Source organism: Collinsella aerofaciens (assembly GCF_040910185.1).
In the GTDB taxonomy this organism is placed as follows: domain Bacteria; phylum Actinomycetota; class Coriobacteriia; order Coriobacteriales; family Coriobacteriaceae; genus Collinsella; species Collinsella aerofaciens_BF.
The window spans coordinates 78,915-97,664 of sequence record NZ_JBDGBA010000002.1 but is presented as its reverse complement, the minus strand read 5'-3'; the positions used below and the strand labels follow the sequence as shown (position 1 = coordinate 97,664).

19 protein-coding genes are annotated in these 18,750 nt (G+C 60.5%); 5 read left to right on the top strand and 14 right to left on the bottom strand.

Annotated features, from left to right (window positions below; all coding sequences use genetic code 11):
* Positions 1–164: 164 nt before the first annotated feature.
* The 4 genes from AB5Z54_RS01675 to gltA all read left to right on the top strand — a co-directional run bounded on the left by AB5Z54_RS01675 (position 165) and on the right by gltA (position 4,624).
* On the top strand, positions 165–1,151 hold the full coding sequence (locus tag AB5Z54_RS01675) for a ribose-phosphate diphosphokinase (protein WP_138374313.1): 987 nt from the start codon (positions 165–167) through the stop codon (positions 1,149–1,151).
* A 242-nt stretch (positions 1,152–1,393) separates the two neighbouring features.
* Positions 1,394–2,023 carry an aminoacyl-tRNA hydrolase gene (gene pth / locus AB5Z54_RS01670; protein ID WP_368159847.1) on the top strand — a complete coding sequence of 210 codons (630 nt, stop codon included), beginning with the start codon at positions 1,394–1,396 and terminating at the stop codon, positions 2,021–2,023.
* Between the two features lie 361 nt (positions 2,024–2,384).
* A complete protein-coding gene (locus tag AB5Z54_RS01665) occupies positions 2,385–3,224 on the top strand; it encodes a sulfide/dihydroorotate dehydrogenase-like FAD/NAD-binding protein (protein WP_006235793.1) in 840 nt (279 codons plus the stop codon).
* Complete coding sequence (gltA, locus tag AB5Z54_RS01660; protein WP_368159844.1) at positions 3,215–4,624, top strand: NADPH-dependent glutamate synthase; 1,410 nt, start codon at positions 3,215–3,217, stop codon at positions 4,622–4,624. Before AB5Z54_RS01665 ends, gltA begins: the two co-directional genes overlap by 10 nt.
* Before the next feature lie 126 nt (positions 4,625–4,750).
* Here the strand turns inward: gltA and AB5Z54_RS01655 are convergent, their stop codons facing one another.
* The 11 genes from AB5Z54_RS01655 to AB5Z54_RS01605 form a co-directional block, all read right to left on the bottom strand.
* Positions 4,751–5,374: a cytidylate kinase-like family protein gene (locus tag AB5Z54_RS01655; RefSeq protein WP_138341243.1), complete on the bottom strand. Its 624-nt coding sequence runs from the start codon at positions 5,372–5,374 to the stop codon at positions 4,751–4,753.
* 48 nt (positions 5,375–5,422) lie between these two features.
* Positions 5,423–6,061 carry an amino acid ABC transporter permease gene (locus AB5Z54_RS01650; RefSeq protein ID WP_118289504.1) on the bottom strand — a complete coding sequence of 213 codons (639 nt, stop codon included), beginning with the start codon at positions 6,059–6,061 and terminating at the stop codon, positions 5,423–5,425.
* A gap of 3 nt (positions 6,062–6,064) precedes the next feature.
* Positions 6,065–6,811: an amino acid ABC transporter permease gene (locus AB5Z54_RS01645; RefSeq protein ID WP_035136546.1), complete on the bottom strand. Its 747-nt coding sequence runs from the start codon at positions 6,809–6,811 to the stop codon at positions 6,065–6,067.
* Between the two features lie 25 nt (positions 6,812–6,836).
* Complete coding sequence (locus AB5Z54_RS01640; RefSeq protein WP_215673704.1) at positions 6,837–7,712, bottom strand: transporter substrate-binding domain-containing protein; 876 nt, start codon at positions 7,710–7,712, stop codon at positions 6,837–6,839.
* A gap of 8 nt (positions 7,713–7,720) precedes the next feature.
* Positions 7,721–8,452 (bottom strand): amino acid ABC transporter ATP-binding protein, encoded by a 732-nt coding sequence (locus tag AB5Z54_RS01635; protein ID WP_022094215.1) that lies wholly within the window; start codon positions 8,450–8,452, stop codon positions 7,721–7,723.
* 257 nt (positions 8,453–8,709) lie between these two features.
* Positions 8,710–9,153, bottom strand: coding sequence for a GatB/YqeY domain-containing protein (locus AB5Z54_RS01630; RefSeq protein ID WP_006235801.1), 444 nt, complete (start codon positions 9,151–9,153; stop codon positions 8,710–8,712).
* Positions 9,154–9,207: 54 nt separating this feature from the next.
* Positions 9,208–10,428, bottom strand: coding sequence for a peptidylprolyl isomerase (locus AB5Z54_RS01625; protein ID WP_368159840.1), 1,221 nt, complete (start codon positions 10,426–10,428; stop codon positions 9,208–9,210).
* Positions 10,429–10,614: 186 nt separating this feature from the next.
* Entirely contained in the window at positions 10,615–11,079 is a 465-nt protein-coding gene (locus tag AB5Z54_RS01620) for a PTS sugar transporter subunit IIA (protein ID WP_368159838.1), read from the bottom strand.
* Between the two features lie 152 nt (positions 11,080–11,231).
* Positions 11,232–11,933 (bottom strand): phosphoribosylglycinamide formyltransferase, encoded by a 702-nt coding sequence (purN, locus tag AB5Z54_RS01615; protein ID WP_368159835.1) that lies wholly within the window; start codon positions 11,931–11,933, stop codon positions 11,232–11,234.
* A complete protein-coding gene (gene purM / locus AB5Z54_RS01610; protein WP_055251557.1) occupies positions 11,923–13,026 on the bottom strand; it encodes a phosphoribosylformylglycinamidine cyclo-ligase in 1,104 nt (367 codons plus the stop codon). The genes purN and purM overlap by 11 nt, the downstream gene beginning before the upstream one ends.
* Positions 13,027–13,183: 157 nt before the next feature.
* Positions 13,184–14,854, bottom strand: coding sequence for an amidophosphoribosyltransferase (locus AB5Z54_RS01605; protein WP_148331751.1), 1,671 nt, complete (start codon positions 14,852–14,854; stop codon positions 13,184–13,186).
* Between the two features lie 296 nt (positions 14,855–15,150).
* On the opposite strand from AB5Z54_RS01605, the gene AB5Z54_RS01600 reads away from it, so the two are divergent.
* A complete protein-coding gene (locus AB5Z54_RS01600; protein ID WP_368159832.1) occupies positions 15,151–16,380 on the top strand; it encodes a putative ABC transporter permease in 1,230 nt (409 codons plus the stop codon).
* 106 nt (positions 16,381–16,486) lie between these two features.
* Here the strand turns inward: AB5Z54_RS01600 and AB5Z54_RS01595 are convergent, their stop codons facing one another.
* Genes AB5Z54_RS01595 through purE form a run of 3 tightly spaced genes read right to left on the bottom strand, consistent with a single transcriptional unit; the run spans position 16,487 to position 18,462 of the window.
* Positions 16,487–16,903 (bottom strand): molybdenum cofactor biosynthesis protein MoaE, encoded by a 417-nt coding sequence (locus AB5Z54_RS01595; RefSeq protein ID WP_368159830.1) that lies wholly within the window; start codon positions 16,901–16,903, stop codon positions 16,487–16,489.
* A gap of 53 nt (positions 16,904–16,956) precedes the next feature.
* Positions 16,957–17,961, bottom strand: a complete 1,005-nt coding sequence (locus tag AB5Z54_RS01590; RefSeq protein ID WP_368159827.1) for a class B sortase — start codon at positions 17,959–17,961, stop codon at positions 16,957–16,959.
* A 36-nt stretch (positions 17,962–17,997) separates the two neighbouring features.
* On the bottom strand, positions 17,998–18,462 hold the full coding sequence (gene purE, locus AB5Z54_RS01585; RefSeq protein ID WP_006235810.1) for a 5-(carboxyamino)imidazole ribonucleotide mutase: 465 nt from the start codon (positions 18,460–18,462) through the stop codon (positions 17,998–18,000).
* Positions 18,463–18,750: the final 288 nt, after the last annotated feature.

Below are 18,750 nucleotides of genomic sequence, written 5' to 3'. Positions count from 1 at the left end.
TCCCATGGGGGCGGCTCCTTTTTCTATCGTGACCTGCGCAACCGGATGAGTGGTCGGTTCGTGTCCGTTGACGGTAAAGACGTTATCAAGACTCGATAAACCCCGCCGCGCGGTTACAATGCAACAAGGCATCTATATGGCATTCGATATAAAGGAGAAGGGTAATGCCGATTAATGATCCCGAGAAGTCGGAGAATATGCGCAAGTCCATCCGCGTGTATTCCGGTTCCTCCAACCGTCCCCTCGCTCAGAAGATCGCTGAGTACCTTGGGGTCGAGCTTTCGGGCCTTACGCTAAAGCAGTTCGCCAATGGTGAGATTTACGCCCGCTACGACGAGACCGTCCGCGGCGCCGACGTCTTCCTGATTCAGTCCGTGGCCGGCGGCAACGTTAACGACATGCTCATGGAGCTGCTCATCGCCACCGACGCTGCCAAGCGCGCATCCGCCCGCTCCATCACCGCCGTTATCACCCACTACGGCTATGCCCGCCAGGACCGCAAGGCCGGCCCGCGCGAGCCCATCACCGCCCGCCTCGTCGCCAACCTGCTCGAGCGCGCCGGCGTCAACCGCATCATCACCCTCGACCTGCACCAGGGCCAGATCCAGGGCTTCTTTGATATCCCGGTTAACCACCTGTCCGCGCTGCCGCTGTTTGGCCAGTACTACAACAACATGCACTTCGACACCGACAACCTGGTTGTCGTCTCCCCCGACGTGGGTCGTGCCAAGGCCGCCAAGAAGCTGTCCGACATGCTCGGCTGCGACCTGGCCATCGCCCACAAGGGCCGTCCGCGCCACAACGCCGCCGAGGTCATGGGCATCATCGGTGACATCAAGGGCAAGACCTGCATCATCAACGACGACATGATCGACACCGCTGGCACCCTGTGCGCCAACGTCAAGGAGCTCAAGGCTATGGGCGCTGGCGACATCTACGTCTGCGCCACCCACGGCATCTTCTCCGGTCCGGCCATCGAGCGTCTGAACGACGCCCCGATCGTCGAGTGTCTCGTCACCGACGCCATTCCCGTTGAGGTCGGCGGCAAGATCAAGACCATCTCGGTCGCCGAGGAGTTCGCTCAGGCCATCTCCGCCGTTTACCACGAGGAGCCCGTCTCCACGCTCGTCGGCGGCGACTTCGCGCTGTAGTCGCTCGACCCTCGCATCCCTCCGGAAGCCCCGGTCACGCCTGCGGGGTTATCACGCGAACGTCCTCGCCGCTTTGCGGCTGCGGGATGTTCGCTTTGATAACCCCTCCCGGCGTGTCCGGGGCTTCCTGCTGTCTCGGGGCAGCTGTTTTCTGAAATGACTTTGCTGCAACCTTTCCTCGCCTTCGGCGAGCGTGGTAGCCTTTGTCGTTGATTGAACTATTTACGTAACGGAGGACAAATATGGCAGCTGCACAGCCGCTTAAGATTCGCATGGTTGCCGGACTTGGCAACCCTGGCGAGGAATATGCCGAGACCCGCCACAACGCTGGCTTCAAAGCAATCGACGAGTTGGCCCGTCAGGCCGGTGTCACGTACTGGAAAAACCAGGCAGGCGCCGAGGTCGCGCTCATCAATATCAACGATGCCGAGGAAGAGGGCGGCAAGCGCCAAATCGTGCTGGTCAAGCCGCAGTCGTATATGAATACCTCGGGTGGCCCCATCTCCAAGCTCTGCCGCGAGTACAAGATCAAGGCCGAGGAGCTGCTCGTGATCCATGATGAGCTCGACATTCCCGCCGGCGACGTACGCGTTAAGGTGGGCGGCGGCCACGCCGGCCACAACGGCCTGCGCTCCATCATCGACAAGATGGGCAGCCGCGACTTTAGTCGCATCCGCACCGGCATCGGCAACCCTCCCGGCAAGATGGCCGTGGCCGACTACGTGCTCAAGCAGCTGCGCACCCGCGAGGCCGAGGACTTCCAGGACACCTGCGCCCGCGCCGCAGATGCCGCCGGTTTGGCCATCGTCCACGGCGTAATCTACGCCCGCGATCACGTAAACGGCGCCGCTTCCGCCAACGGCAAACACTAAAACCTACCATTTAGGGACAGGTTTATTTTGACAGGTTTTATATGCGGAAACGCCGCGACAGCCGCGTCGCAATAAACCCTGTGCCGCCATACATACGCAACGCTCCAAAGGGGGCCGGCCTCACCGATGCGCGAGGCCGACCCCCTTTGCCGTTTTGCCTGATAAAACCTGCCAAAATAAACCTGTCCCTAAATGGCAGGTCACTTTTCCCGCCTGCCAAAGACACACGTAAGCGACATGTCCATGAGGGTATAATTTGCACCGTATGTCTGCACAACGCCTGTGCGCGTACGGTTTTATTCGGGCTACCGTCCATTTCCGTGGAGGCACGGTTCGGCGGCCCTAACAAGAGAGGGGTTCTATGTATAAGATCCTGGAGAAGACGCAGTTCTCGGAGAAGGTGTTCAAGTTCCGCATCGAGGCGCCTGCAATCGCCAAGCATGCGCACGCTGGACAGTTCCTCATGGTCCGCGCCAACGAGACGGGCGAGCGCGTCCCGTTTACCCTGGCCGGCTGGAACGGTGACGAGGGCTGGGTCGAGTTCATCTTCATGGTGATCGGAAAGACCACCGAGATGCTGTCCACCTACGAGGCCGGCGAGTCGCTGCGCGACGTCGTGGGCCCGCTGGGCGTTCCTACCGAGATGGCCGAGGGCCCCTGCGCTGTCATTGGCGGCGGCGTCGGCCTGGCAATTGCCTTCCCGGTCGCCAAGCACCTGGTCGAGACCGGTCACGAGGTGCACGCCATCATGGGCGCCCGCACCAAGGACCTCCTGCTCATGGAGGACCAGTTCCGCGAGCTCCTCGACGAGGACCACATCCACATCACTACCGATGACGGTTCCTACGGCGAGCAGGGCGTTGTCACCGCTCCGCTGGAGCGCCTGCTGCAGGACAAGGCCGTGAGCCAGGTCTTCTGCGTCGGCCCCGTTCCGATGATGAAGTTCTCGACCCTCACCGCCCAAAAGTACGACACCCCCATCACCGCGTCGCTCAACCCCATCATGGTTGACGGCACCGGCATGTGCGGCTGCTGCCGCGTCGAGGTGGGCGGCGTGACCAAGTTCGCTTGCGTCGACGGCCCCGACTTCGATGCCACCCTGGTCGACTGGGATGACCTTCGTGCCCGCCAGGCCGCTTACCGTTCCGAAGAGGGCGAGTCCCTCAAGGCCTATGAGGAAAAGAGCTGCGCATGCCACTAGTTAACGGTCGTTTCGTTGCCGATATGAAGTCGCCCCGCACCCCCGATAACGAGGAGCCGGCTGCCGAGCGCGCCTGCGACTTCCGCCCCGTCGACAAGGGCTTCACCGAGGAGATGGCGCTGGCCGAGGCCGAGCGCTGCCTCAACTGCAAGAAGCCGTTCTGTGTTGAGGGCTGCCCCGTCAACATCAACATCCCCCGCTTTATCGAGCAGATCCGCGAGAAGAACTTCGGCGGCGCTCTCGATACCATCCGCGAGGACTCCATGCTTCCCGCCATCTGCGGCCGCGTCTGCCCGCAGGAGAACCAGTGCGAGGGCAAGTGCATCCGTGGTAAGAAGTCCGAGCCCGTGGCCATCGGCCAGCTCGAGCGCTTCCTGGGTGACCGCCCCGAGCTCGCTTCCACGCCCAAGATGGCCCCCAAGAACGGCAAGAAGGTCGCCGTCGTCGGTTCCGGCCCGTCCGGCATCACCTGCGCTGGCGAGCTCGCCCGCAACGGCTTTGACGTCACCGTCTTTGAGGCCTTCTTCACCGGCGGCGGCGTGCTGGTCTACGGCATCCCCGAGTTCCGTCTGCCCAAGGCAGTCGTCAAGCGCGAGATTGACGGCCTGGAGGACATGGGCGTCAAGTTTGAGTACAACTCCGTCGTGGGCAACATGGCCACGGCCGAGGAGCTGTTCGAGCAGGGCTTCGACGCCATCTACGTGGCGACCGGCGCTGGCCTGCCCAAGTTCCTCAACGTCCCCGGCGAGAACCTGCCCAACGTCTTCTTCGCGAACGAGTACCTCACCCGCGTGAACCTGATGAAGGCCAACAAGTTCCCCGAGTACGACACCCCCACCAAGCACGGCAAGAACGTCGTTGTCTTTGGTGGCGGCAACGTGGCTATGGACGCCGTCCGTACCGCCAAGCGCCTGGGCGCTGAGCACGCCATCATCGCCTACCGTCGTACCGAGGACGAGATGCCCTGCCGTCGCGCTGAGCTGCACCATGCCAAGGCCGAGGGCGTCGAGGTTCTGCCGCTCGTTTCCCCGCTCGAGTTTGTCGCTGGCGAGGACGGCTCCGTGTGCGCCGTCAAGGTCCAGAAGATGGAGCTCGGCGAGCCCGATGAGTCCGGCCGTCGTCGCCCGGTGCCCATCGAGGGCGCCATCGAGGAGATTCCCTGCGACGTCGCAATCTCGGCTATCGGTACCAACGCCAACCCCTTCGCAAAGAAGATCGGCGGCAAGATGGAGCTCAACAAGTGGGGCTACATCGTCGCCGACGAGGAGACCGGCCAGACCACCGATCCCCGCATCTGGGCCGGCGGCGACATCGTCACCGGTGCCGCTACGGTCATTCTGGCGATGGGCGCCGGCAAGAAGGCCGCCGCTTCCATCACCAAGAGCCTGCTGGGCGAGTAATCACCTACAGCGTTAGCCACCAAACGGCAAAGTCCCCGTCGAGCACACGCTCGGCGGGGACTTTTTCTATGCCGGCCGCCCGACCACCACGATGGGGACAGGCACCTTTGTGGTGGTTTTGGTCGGTTAGCCTTCGAGCTGCGCCACCTTGTAGCGGTAGGCGGCGGCAATAACGTCTTTGCAACCCTCGCGGCCCAGCTTGGCGCGGTTGACGACGATGTCTTTACCGCTCGTCATCTTCCACTTTCCGGCACTGTAGCGCTTGTAGAACGCCTCACGCGCCTTCTGCTGCTGCTTGACCAGCTTGGCGCCCTTCTTTTTGTTAAGGCCACGCTTTTTGCGCACGATCTCGACGCGGTCCTCAAAGGGAGCGGTCACCAGCACGGCAATGTGGTTAGGGTTGTTGCGCAGCAGGTAATCGGACAGACGACCCTCGATAATGCAGCTCTCGGTCTCGCCCAGGTCCAAAATCACCTGGCTCATCTTTTGGAACAACTTATCCGAGTACGAACGCGCATCGTAGCGGTCGGGCAGAAACGCCATGTTCTCCACAGCCAGACGCTCGTCGTAGGCGGCCATCTTGTCGAGCGACTCGCCCGCGCGCAGCGACGCACGCACCAGCAGCTCGTTATCGTACAGCGGAATCCCCAACTCGTTGGCAAGCATGCGACCAATCTCGTGGCCCTCGGCGCCAAAGTCGCGCGCGATGGTAATGACCACAGGATTCTTCTTGTTCTCCAGATCGCTCATCGCGATTCCTTTCTCTATGTGACAAAGGGGCTGTCCCTTTGCCACATTCTACGCTGCCACCATTCGCCTCTGATACGCTCTCACCAGCAGCGAGATACCAAAGTTGAGCACAAAGTACATCGCAAACACCAGGCCGTAGAGCATAAGCACCTGCGACAGGTCAATCGCGTGGGCCATCACGACGTTTGCCGTGTACATGAGCTCGGCCACGTTAATGCCCGAAAGATACGAACTGTCCTTGATGACGGTCGTGCACTGGCTAAACAGCGCCGGAATGATCGTCTTAAACGTCTGCGGCAGAATGATGTAGCGCATGGTGGCAAAGAAGCCGAAGCCCTGGCTCTGCGCCGCCTCAAACTGGCCGCACGGAATCGAGTTGAGGCCGCCGCGCACAATCTCGGCCATAACAGCGCTGGTAAACAGCGTGAAGGCGATGGTCGAAATCACAATGTCCAAACCCTGCACCGTAAAGTAGATAAACAGGATCCACAGCAGGTTCGGCGTGCAACGGAACAGCTCGATATAGGCGCTCACCAAAATACGGAACGGGCGGGGCGCATAGCTTTTAACGAGCGCCAGCACCGTGCCAAAGATGAGCGAGAAAAAGATCGACAGCGCCGAGATCTCGATTGTCTTAACAAAGCCGCCCCAAATGTAGAGCAGGTTGGTCGCGTTGAAGATTTCCATGCGCTAGGCCTCCTCTACATTGTCGAGCCCCAGCTCGGCCAGGCTCACGCCGCGCGGACGCTCCTTGGAGCGGCGCTCGAGCCACTGCACCAGCATGGCGAGCGGAAAGCAGATGATGAAGTACATAAGGCAGCAGACGATATATCCCTGCAGGTAACCGTACAGACTCACAAAATTGTCGGAACGGTACATAAGGTCGCCGCCAGCCACAAGCGCCAGCACCGACGTGTTCTTGACCAGGTTGAGCGCCTGGTTACACAGCGGCGGCAAAATGATCTTGAACGTCTGGGGCAGCACGATGTACCAGTACGCCTGCGCACGGGTGAAGCCCTGGCTCTGGGCCGCCTCCATCTGACCGCGCGGAACCGCCTCGATACCAGTGCGGATGACCTCCGAAATGTAAGCCGCGTGATACAGGCCCACACCCAAGAAGCCCAGCACGAACGGCGCGATGCGCACCGGCTGGTCGGCACCGGTTATGGCCTGCAAAAACTGCGGACCGGCCATGTACATAAAGAGCACCTGCACGGGCAACGGGGTGTTCTGGTAAAACTCCACGTACACGCGGCTTATGGCGCGCAGCACGCGCGAGCGAGTGGTAGAGAACACGCCAAGCAGCGTGCCCAGCACCAGCGACAGCAGCAGGCCGGCAACGACCACCTGCAGCGTCACGCCAAAGCCCTCCCAGAAGGGCCCCATGTTTTGAAATGTCGTCGACCAACGGTCGGCGTCAAATAATCCTTCGAGCATTTGATTCCTTCCTTGGACGATGCGCCTATACAAGACCCCAGGTCTTGACCTCTTGGTCGAGCCAGCCATCGGCCAGGCGATCGCAAATCACCTGATCGACCACGGCCGAAAGGTCGCAGCCCTTCTTGGTCGCCACGCCGTAGCCCTGCTCGCCAAACTTGACCTCGGGCTGCAGCAACTCAACGGTCTCGTTCATATAGCCGGCCAGCGTGGAGCGGTCCATGGCAAAGACGTCGATATTGCCGGCGTCGAGCGAACTCTTGATGATGGGGTAACCGCTAAAGGCCCTAAACTCGGGCTTGCAGCTAAAGCCGTTGTCCTTGATCATCTGCTCGATCAGGCTCTGCGTGGTGGCGCCCTGGCTCACGCCGATGACCTTGCCGTCCAGGTCCTCAATCGAGGTAAAGCCCGAACGCTTCTTGACCATGAGCCCCACGTAGTCGGTGCGGTACGGCGTCGAGAAATCCCAGCTCTTCTTGCGCTCGTCGGTGATGGTGTAGGTCGCCGCGACCACGTCGAGTTGGCCGTTATCGATCAGCGGGCCGCGCGTCTTGGGCGTTACGTCGGTAAACTCGACTAGCTCCTGGGCGCGGGCCTCCTTGTAGCTCACGCCAAAGACGGCAGCGGCGATCTGGTAGCACAAATCGACTTCCATGCCCTCAAAGCGGCCCTTGGCGGTGTCGTAATAGCCATAGCCGGGAACGTCCTTCTTAACGCCGGCATTCAGATGGCCACGCGACTTGATGGCCGCAAGCTTGGATCCCTTGTCGGAGCCCTCGCCGCTGGTGGAGTTGCCGCAACCGGCAAGCGCGGTCCCCGTCAGCGCAAGCATGCCGGCGCCAGCCAGCTGCAAAAAGTGACGGCGCGACACGGCCGCCCTCGTCATATCCGTCATGTCCATCACCGCGCCTAGTGCAGAATCTTGGACAGGAACTCGCGGCAGCGCGGGTTCTCGGGGTTATCGAAGAAGTGCTCGGGCGTGCCCTCCTCCAGGATGCGGCCGTCCTCCATAAAGATGACGCGGTCGGCCACCTGGCGCGCAAAGCCCATCTCGTGCGTCACGCAGATCATGGTGATGTCCTCCTGCGCGAGCTCAATCATAACGTCCAGAACCTCCTGGACCATCTCGGGGTCGAGCGCCGAAGTCGGCTCGTCAAACAGGATGATGGGCTGCTTGGTGCACAGAGCGCGGGCGATGGCGATGCGCTGCTGCTGACCGCCCGAGAGATTCTGCGGATACTCGCCGGCCTTATGCGCCATGCCGACGCGCTTGAGCGCGGCGATGGCGATCTCGGTCGCCTCCTCCTTGCTCTTCTTTTGCAGCTTGATGGGCGCGAGCGTCAGGTTGCCCAGCACCGTCATGTTGGGATACAGGTTGAACTGCTGAAACACCATGGAGCTATACTTGCGAGCCATCTCCAGGTGATTCTTCTTGGTGAGCGGCGTACCGTCGATGACGACCTCGCCCGACGTGGGCTCCTCCAGATAATCGACGCAACGGATGAGCGTCGACTTACCCGAGCCGGAAGGCCCGATCATTACGAGCTTCTCGCCGCGCTTGACGGTGAGATTGATATCTTTGAGCACATGCAGGTCGCCAAAGTACTTGTTGAGATGCTTGATCTCGATCATGTCTGCCATGAATGTCCCTTCCCTGCGTTTACACGAGTTGAACTATTGTACGGAAAGAACCGCGTTTCCGCAGCCCACACTACATTCCCGTAAAGAACCCGCAACCTTCCACCTGCTCGTTGGCACTCATTGGGGACAGACTTAAATGAGTACCCGCTCATTGGGCACTCATTTAAGCCCGTCCCCAATGATTGCCCAGCCCAGCAAAAAGGGGCGCGACCGCAATGGTCACGTCCCCTTAACATCAACTATGTACCGCTCGGCCCTTAAGCCAGCTTTGCTCCGACGATCTTTGCCGCTGCCGGCTTGTCGAAGTTGCCGCCGGTGGCCTTGCCCAAGGCACCCATGACCTGGCCCATCTGCTTCTTGGACGTGGCGCCCAGCTCGGCGATAACCTGCTCGATCAGGGCCTCGAGCTCCTCGCCCGAAACCTGCGCGGGCAGCAGGCTTTCCAGAATCTTGACCTGCTCGGTCAGGTTGTCGGTACGCTCCTGGTCGGTGCCGGCCTTGATGGACATCTCCAGCGTCTCGCTCGTCTGCTTGATCAGACGCTTGATCATGCTGTTGACGTCTTCCTCGGTCACATCGCGGCGCTCGTTGACCTCGATATTCTTCACCTCGGCCTTAACCTGGCGAATGATGGACAGGCGGACCTTGTCCTTGGCCTTCATGGCGGCGATCATTTCCTTCTGCAGCTCTTCGTTGGTCATCTGCAAATCCTCTCTAATAGCGTGGGCGGCACTCGCGCGAGCACCGCCCCATGATTACTCAGTCGTCGACGAATCGTCGGTCGAGCTCTTGGTGACGCCCTTCAGACTCACGTTATAGGGTACGTCCTTGGGCATGGGGTTGACGGTAATGTCGGCGTCCTTCTTGTACTGCTCCAGCCACTCGCTGTATGCAGTACTGGCCGCCTGCGTCTTCACCACGTTGGAGACGTACTTCTTGATGTCCTTGGGCACCTGCTTAATGTCATCGACCTGATTATCGACATGGAAGTAGTCGGTGCACTTGATGATGTGGTAGCCATAGGTCGACTCGACGACTTCGCTCACGTCGCCCTTGTTGAGCCCCTCGAGCGCCGTCTGGTAGCTGTCGACGAAGGTGGTGAGCTTATCCCAGCCCACATCGCCCTTCTTCTCCTTGGAACCGGTGTCCTCGGAGTACTGCTCAACGGCGTCCTCAAAGCTCAGCTCACCGGAGTTGATCTTGTCCAGGCACTCCTGCGCCTTGGCCTTAGCAGCAGCCTTGTCCTCATCGGAAGCGTCGGAATCAACTTTGATCAGGATGTTCGACGAGCGGCGGGCGTCGTTGTAGTTGGACAGGTTCTCGTTGATGTAATCGACAATCTCGCTGTCCTTGGGCTTGCTCGTGGGCGCGACGGCATCCTTGAGTTTCTGCTGCGCCAGACTCTCCTTGAGCGAGTCCTTGTAGGTGTCCTCGGTATAGCCGTAGGTCTTGAGGGTCTTCTTAAAGGCCTTGGCACCGCCCGCGCTCTTGCACGCGTCCTTCCAAGCCTTCTCGACCTCCTCGTCCGACACCGTCACGCCGTTTTCCTTCTGCGCCTGCTGAAGCAGAATCTGCTGCGTATAGGAGTCGATGAGTTGCTTGCGGTACTTCTTGGGCGTGAGGTCGTTGTCAACCAGATACTGCGCCCAATCCTTATCCTTGGTGTAGCCGTTGGATGTGCGCATGCTCATGATCTGCTTGGTCACGGTGTCCTCGGTAAGGTTGGTGCCGTTGATAGTGGCAGCAACACCGCCGGTCAGCTTGTAGCCCGAGGTGTCCTCAGCCTGCGACATAAGGCCGGAGCACGCCATCGCCGAGACGGAAAGCAGCATCGCCAGCACGCCGATGACCACCAGAACGATCTTGACGGTCTTGGACACATAGGTCTTGCGCTGCTTCTTACGAGAGCTGGAGGCGGCGCGGGACCGTTGCTCGGACGTCGGCGCGACCTCGGGGTTCTTTTTCTTGTTTGCCATGTTTGGCCTTTCGCATCACGAATCGAACAAACGCCATTGTGTCACAACGCAGCCCCGCGGCACACCTGGTGCATGGGGGACAGGTTAATCTGCACCATTTTGGTGCAAAGGGGACAGGTCTGGCAGTTGGCAGTTAGGGACGTTCCTTTTCTGCCGGCAGTTAGGGACAGTCCCCAAGTGCCGACTTTAGAAGTGGCGACGGATGGCGTCGACCATGCCCTGCGGCGTGGTTTGGCCGAGTACATCGGCTGCGGCATCGGCATCCATAAAGATATTCATGAGCGCCTGAAGTGCCTCGACCTGACCGCCCGGCTCGGCAATACCCAGATTGATGACGATCTGCGCCGGTACCGGGGCGCCCATGCCCGCCATCGCGTTGAACGTCACGGGTGCGGCGGGCTTTACCACCGCGATATAGGGCTTGGCCACAAATCCCGGATCGGTATGTGGGATGGCAATGTTGGCCGCCGGCATGGCAAGGCCCGTGGGATAGGCATCCTCACGTGTGCGAACGGCGTCGAGCCAACCGGGCGCAATGTAGCCACGCGGAGCGAGCTCGTCCTCGAGTTGCGCAAACACCTCATCCGGCGTCGCACACTCCCAATCAAAAAACACCAGCTCAGGCGTAAACAATGCTTCGTTATCCGCCATGGGCCCACCTCTCTCACCTTGTCACCTGCGACGTTCTTTAACGACTAGTCATTGAAGATCGTCGCAGGTGATTACCTAAAACAAAGGATGGCCACTTGCGCCTTGGCGCCAATGACCACCCTGACTACTCGGCTAAATTGTACTGTGCGCCACTAGCCGCGAGGCGCATCAATTGCGACCTTGCCGCTCTCCAGCACGTGAACGCGGCCGTCGGCGAGCATTTGCACGACCTCGGGATACAGCACATGTTCGATCGCGTGGATGTGCTCCTCGAGCGTGTCGACGTCCCAGCCCTCCTCGACAGCCAGCGCACGCTGGGCGATGATGGGGCCGTTGTCGTAGATCTCGTTGGCAAAATGCACGGTCACACCGGTCACCTTGACGCCGCGCGCAAAGGCATCGTCGATCGCATGCGCGCCGGTAAAGCTCGGCAGCAGCGCCGGATGCAAGTTGACCACGCGGTTGGGAAACGCCGCCAGCAGCGGCGTATGCACCATGCGCATGTAGCCGGCCATGACCACATATTCGCAGCCGCGCTCAAGCAGCTCATGCGCGATGACCTCGTCAGCAGCGATGGGGTCGGCGTAGACATCCTTGGACAGCGTGAGTGTCTGGATGCCCGCACGCTCGGCACGCTGCAAGCCCTTGGCCGAAGGACGGCTCGACACCACAAGTTCAATCGAAGCGTTGAGCTTGCCGGCGGCAATCAGGTCGATCAGCGCCTGCAGGTTGGTACCCGAACCGCTGATAAGCACGCCGATCTTGAGCGGCTCAGCCGTATCGGTACCGGTCGGACGGGTATAGGGCACAAAGCCCAGGCCCTCGGCATCAGCCATCTGCTCGTTAGCGCTCATCGGAGTACACGACCTTACCGGAGCCCTCGACGCACTCGCCCACACGGAACGGCTTCTCGCCTAGCGCGACCAGTGCCTCGGTCACGGCAGCCTCGTCCTCGGGAGCGACGATCAGGCACAGGCCGACGCCCATGTTGAAGGTCTTGCATGCCTCGTTGGGCGCGAGCTCGGCCTGGCGCGACACGTAGGTGATGACGGGCGGAACATCCCAGCCCATCTCGGCGCCGTTGCGGGTGACCACGGCGTCGACGTCGTCGGCAAGCGCGCGGTTGAGGTTCTCGGTAATACCGCCGCCGGTGATATGGGCAATGGCATGAACGTTGGCGCCACCGCGGAGCAGCTCCAGAATCGGCTTGACGTAGATGCGCGTGGGGGCCAGCAGGGCGTCGGCCAGCGAAGCGCCGCCGAGCTCCTCGAGCGGACGGCTTAGCTCCTCGGCCTTAGCGGCAGCCTCGGGCGTGCCCGGCTTGATACCGTCGACACCGATGACCTTACGCACGAGCGAGTATCCGTTGGAGTGCACACCGGTGGAGGGCAGGCCCAGGATCACATCGCCGGGGCGAACGTTCGCGGGGTCGAGCATCTTGGGACGATCGACAACACCCACGGTAAAGCCGGCGAGGTCGTAATCGGCGGGGGCCATGACGCCCGGGTGCTCGGCCATCTCGCCGCCCACGAGTGCGCAACCCGCGAGCTTGCAGCCGTCGGCCACGCCCTTGATGATCTTTGCCATGTGCTCGGCCTCAATGTGACCGATGGCAACGTAATCCAGGAAGAACAGCGGCTCGGCGCCCGAAGCCAAAATGTCATTGACGCACATGGCGACCAGGTCCTGGCCCACCGTCTCGTGACGGTCCATAATCTGGGCGAGCACGAGCTTGGTGCCCACGCCGTCGGTGCCGCTGATCAGGATCGGATCTTCCATATCCTTGAGCGCGGCGGCCGAAAACAGGCCACCGAAACCACCGATGCCGCCGATAACCTCGGGGCGGTTGGTGTCCTTGACCATCTGCTTAATAGCGTCGACGGCGCGGCCGCCCTCGGCGGTATCGACGCCGGCGTCCTCGTACGTCACATGCTTGCTGTCGCTCATCTGAGCCTTCCTCTCCCACTACCGTGGCGCCGCGCGGGCGCCAAACGGTACTCATAGTTGCGTTCATTTCGGCGCGCGCCATAACAGCACGCGCCGTCATATCAACAAAACAGCAGGTAAAACCTACCAAAATAAACCTGTCCCTACATGGCAGGCTTTAGGCCTCGCCGTGTTCCTCTTCCCAACTGCGGTCGTCGTATTTCTCGACCACGGCGTCGTCGTCAAAGTGCAGCGGCTTGTCCAGGTTGCGGGGCTTAAAGCCCTCCATAAACTTGTCGCGGCCAAAGCTCTCGGGAATCGCCACGGGGTAGCGTCCGGTAAAGCACGCATCGCAGTAACCGCCCTTGGGCATGACCTTCAGCAGGCCCTCGACCGAAAGGAAGGCCAGCGAATCGGCGCCAATGTACTCGCAAATCTCGTCGACCGTCTTGTTGGCGCTGATAAGCTGCGACTGCACGTCGGTATCGATACCGTAGAAGCACGGCCAGATGACCTCGGGCGAGTTGATGCGGATATGAATCTCCTTGGCGCCGGCGTTGCGCAGCATCTTGACGAGCTGCACCATGGTGGTACCGCGGACGATGGAGTCGTCGATGACGACCAGGCGCTTGCCCTCGATGTTGTCGCGCAGCGGATTGAGCTTCATGCGCACGCCCATGGCTCGCAGCTCCTGCGTGGGCTCGATAAACGTACGGCCCACATAACGATTCTTGATGAGGCCCTCGCCAAAGGGAATACCGCTCTCGTGCGAATACCCCTCCGCGGGCGGCAGGCCGGAGTCGGGCACGCCGATGACCAGGTCGGCCTCGACGGGCTCCTCATGTGCCAGCTGACGACCCATGTCATAACGGCAGGCGTAGACGCTCTTGCCGTTCATGATGGAATCGGGGCGAGCGAAGTAGACCTGCTCAAAGATGCAGTTAGCAGGCTCTTCGGCGGCAGGCACGCCCTGCTCGGACACAAGGCCCTCGGCGCTGATGCGCAAAATCTCACCGGGACGGACGTCGCGGACGTACTCGGCGCCCACAATGTCGAGCGCACAAGTCTCGGAGGCGACGACCCAGCCGCCGGCGCGGGTGACATGGGTGGTGGCGTCGACCGTCGCGGCGCCGTCCTGCGACGGCAGTTGCGAAACGGATGCGGCATCGGCCTGGTCCAGGCCCTCGTCCACCAGCTTGCCCAGCACGAGCGGGCGAATGCCGTGCGGATCGCGGAATGCGTAGAGCGCCTGCTCGTTGATGAGCGTCATGGCGTAACCGCCGCGCACGAGCTCCATGGTCTTGCGAATGCCCTCGCGCAGATGGCCTGTACGCTGAGTAAAGTAGCCGATGAGTTTAGTCGCGACCTCGGAATCCGAGTTGGAGAGGAACGGCACGCCCAGCTCGATCAGCTGGCGGCGCAGCTCGTCGGTGTTGACGAGGGTGCCGTTGTGCGCGAGCGCGATAATGACGCTATTGATGGTAGAGAGGTGCGGCTGAGAGGCTTCCCAGCTCTTGGCGCCGGCGGTGCCGTAGCGCACATGACCCACGGCCAGCTGACCGGAGAGCGTCGACAAGTCGGCATTGGAGAACACGCGGTCGAGCAGGCCCAGATCCTTGCGGACCATAACCGTACCGCCGTCGCCCACGGCGATTCCCGCCGATTCTTGGCCACGGTGCTGCAGTGCACGCAGGCCAAAGTACGTCAGTCGAGCCACGTCGCGATCGGGCGCCCAGACACCAAAAACGCCGCATTCCTCATGCAGCTGGTCGGAGTCCGGATCATACGTCGACATGGCGTTCACCTGTCCCGCGGCGCGCTCGGCCGCGCGGATGGTTTCTTGAGACATGGCATCCCCTCAGAGCCTCGTATTTTGGCGTTACCCGCCTTATTATACGCACGGCGCGACGCGCTCCCCAGCGCATGAGCAGCGCTTTTTAAAAGCCCACCGAGCTTATTATCCGTTTTGCGACCAAACATTTTATTGGGTAGTCCACTCTCAGGGGCAACGGCCTCGAAGACTTCCCGTGCGCCGTGTCTCGCCCGCGCTAGGGGCTACATTGTTGCAATTGGGACGTTCGTCCTGTCTTTTAGCTGGTCGTCGGCGTATCCTTGTAGGCTACTACAAGACGAGAAAGGTAGCGTATGGATCGAAATCAACTCGACCCCAGTGTCCCCAGCACCACGGAGGCCAAGAAGGTCCCCCTTATCATCAAGGTCTACGCAGTCCTGTGCACCCTATCTGGCGTGGGCACGCTCCCGTCAGTCGCCGTCTTTATGTGGCAGGTCATCACCGCACTCATTAACGGCAACGTCGCCGCTAAGATCGGTGATAACACCCTGGTCGCGGTTGGCCTTATCGTCGCCGGCATTATGCTCTCGGCGGCAAGCGCGATCATCTTGATCGTCTTTGGCCTGGACCTCATCAAGGACCAGCGGCGCAATGCCGCCCGCCTGTCTTACGTCCTCATCGCATTTACCGTCGTGGAGCTTTTAGTTGACGTGATGCTCCAGGGCATCGGACCCTTCCTGCTGCGCCCCGCCGTCCAGCTTGTCATCCTCATTGCGCTGTCGGCCACCGTCGACCCCACGCTACGCCAGGAGCGCGAACTGCAGCGCCGTCTGCAAGAGATGCTCGACCGCGATGCCGCCGCCGAGGGGATGCTCGGCCGCGACGAAACCGGCGAGGGCTACATCAAGCTCAACTACTTCAACCTGTTCTGGGTATTCTTCGTCTGCAGCGTGTTAGGTCTCATTCTCGAGGAAGTCTGGCATATGGTCGTCGTCGATCCCGGCGTCTATCAGGACCGTGCCGGTATGCTATTTGGCCCCTTTAGCCCCATCTACGGATTTGGCGCGGTGCTCATGACCATGGCGCTCAACCGCTTCTATAAAAAGAATCCTCTGATCATTTTCCTGGTAAGTGCCCTGATCGGCGGCGCTTTCGAGGTGTTTGTAGGCTGGTTTATGCAGACCTCATTTGGCGTGGTGTCGTGGAGCTATTCACACATTAGGCTATTCGGCATGCCCGATCCCATCGCGGTATTGACCGGGGGACGCACATGCACGCCGTTTGCCTGCATGTGGGGCCTGGGTGGCCTCATCTGGATCAAGGTCTTGCTGCCGCGCCTGCTTAAGCTCATCAATATGATTCCATGGAAACGCCGCTACTCTGCTACCGTCATCCTGACCGCCGTCATGTTGATCGACGGCGTCATGACGTTGCAATCGCTCGACTATTGGTATCAGCGCGTCAACGGAACCGTTCGAAATATTCCCGTCGCACAGTTCTATGACAAGCATTTCGATAACGAATATATGGAGAACCGTTTTCAGAGTATGACCATGAGCCCCAAGGACGCCACACGCGTGTAGCAAACGCCAGAGCAAAATAGCTCCAACACATCAAAGCCCGCTGGCAGATCTACATGAACTGCCGGCGGGCTTTCGCTATAGACAGACTCGGATTGCCGACGAGGCCTTACGCCTCGCGCTCGACCTCGCTCACGCACTCGTTCTTGATGGTGCCGACGAGCGACTGCAGCGCATCGACCACATGCGGGCGAATGTCTCCGCCAATGAGCACGAGCATGATGTCGTCGCCCACGGTAAACTCGCCGCTCGCCAGCCACACGCGCACATAGCCGATACCCGGCATCGTGCGCGTCGCCTCGATAGCGGCCTGCACCTTTTCGGCATCGAAGCCAAACACCATGCCGCCCACCTTGTGGCCTGGCGCCACGCCATCGGTCTCGACTCCGCGCACTTCGGCCTTGGGCGTCGCGCGCACCACGCCGTTGTGTGTCAGGTACATCCCACAATCAGCCGCCGAAACATCGGCCTTGGCTTCGCGCAGCCAAGCATCAACCGAAGGCATCGATTTGCCGTTCTCAAGCATCATTTCTCCTTTTGATTTCCAGGGTAGTCTTTTTGGGACGGGGCCCAGACACTTTATTCCTCGACCGGCGTGAGCACCATGACGGCGCGCGTATTGCTAAATGACAGCGAACGGCAGGTCACAAGCGTTACGACCTTGGTTGCCGAAGCGGCACGATCGGTGGCATCGCTCGCCACGGCAGAGGCACCGTCGAGCATCTCGGACAGATAATTCTTCAGTCCGTCATCGCCCTCAAAGTTGGGCGTGCGCGCCTTGGCATACGTGTCCTCGACCACCTTGGTCGCCAGCGGACGCAGCTTATACGTTGCATCGCGCGTGATGTAATACACGTACTCGATGCTATCGAACGTCGCTTGGTCGGTGGTGTCCGAAATCACGTTGAACATCGACCCATCGTTCATATGGTGGCCGTAGATCGTGGTCTGCTGATCCACCATGCCCGGCGCGGTGTCGTCGCTATCCAAGAAGATGGCACCGGACGCGTTAGCCGTACCGTCAAACAGCGTGTTGAGGTATTTGGAGTTGTTGTTGGTCTGCACGACGGGATAGTTGATGTTGGTGCCGGGCGCATAAATCCAACCCACAACCTCGGGATTCGTCTGGGCAAGTGCATCAAAGTCGATAATCGGCACGCCGCTGGCGTCCTTGTCGCTCACATATTGTTTTTCGATCTTTTGATACGACTCGCTCGCCTGCTTGTAGCCAATCTGGGCGTTGATAAAGATGGCGGCAGCAGCAACGATTAGGCCGATGCCAATAATGATGAGCAAGATGGGGATAACGGAGCGGCGCTTTTTGCGCGGCGGCTCGGTATAGCTCGACGGAGCAGCGCCCGACTGTTTCGTAGAACGCGATTCTTTCTTGGCCGTATCATACGACGAAGGGCGATATGCAGCCGGCGTATCCTGGCGATGATGGGACATCGGCGTTACGGGACGCGGCGCGCGCGGCTGCTGAGGAGAGGATGTCCGACCCTGCTGTGCCGCATGGGCAGCACCCGGCTTCGATGGATCGGGAATCCGAGAAGCCGAAAAACGCTTTCCCTGATAGTCGGACATGGCTCTCCTTATGCTGCAAATGGACTGGCAGAGCGCTTAGGCGTCAGCCATCTCTTGCTTCATCTTCTCGATAACCTTGCGGTACTCGGGGTCGCATGCGCCCAGAATCTGCGTGGCGTAAATGGCAGCGTTCTTGGCACCGTTGATGGCCACACAGGCAACGGGCACGCCCGAAGGCATCTGCACCATCGACAGCAGTGAGTCCATACCACCCAGATCGCTCGTCTTCATAGGCACGCCGATGACCGGCAGCGGCGTAAACGCAGCCACGACACCGCCCAGGTGAGCAGCCTTGCCAGCGGCAGCGATAATCACCTTGATGCCGCGGTCGGCAGCAGTCGAGGCCCACTCATGGACCTTCGCCGGCGTGCGATGCGCGCTTGCAATCACGAGCTCATAGGGCACGCCCAGTGCCTCGAGCTCGGCGGTGCAACCTTCCATAACGCCCAGATCGGACTTGGAGCCCATGATGATCCCGACAACCGGCTTCTGATCTGCCATAAACAAAGACCTCCTGTTGAGAGCGGTGACGCGGCATTTCCGCGACCCTTAACTACTGAGAGTAGTATAGCTGCTCCCGTCCCTGCGGTCTCTGTGGCGCTTCGCGGGCGGGCCAGGCTTTATCTTCACTCCGGTTGCTTCGCAAAGTCGTTCAGATAGAGCCTGGCCCGCCCGCGAAGCGCCCTGCGACCTACCGGATATTGCCATGACGTACGTTGGCTGAAATAATAAAGCAATGCCCGCCGTCCTTGACGGAGCGGCGGGCACGTTTGCTTAGTTGTCGCTGGG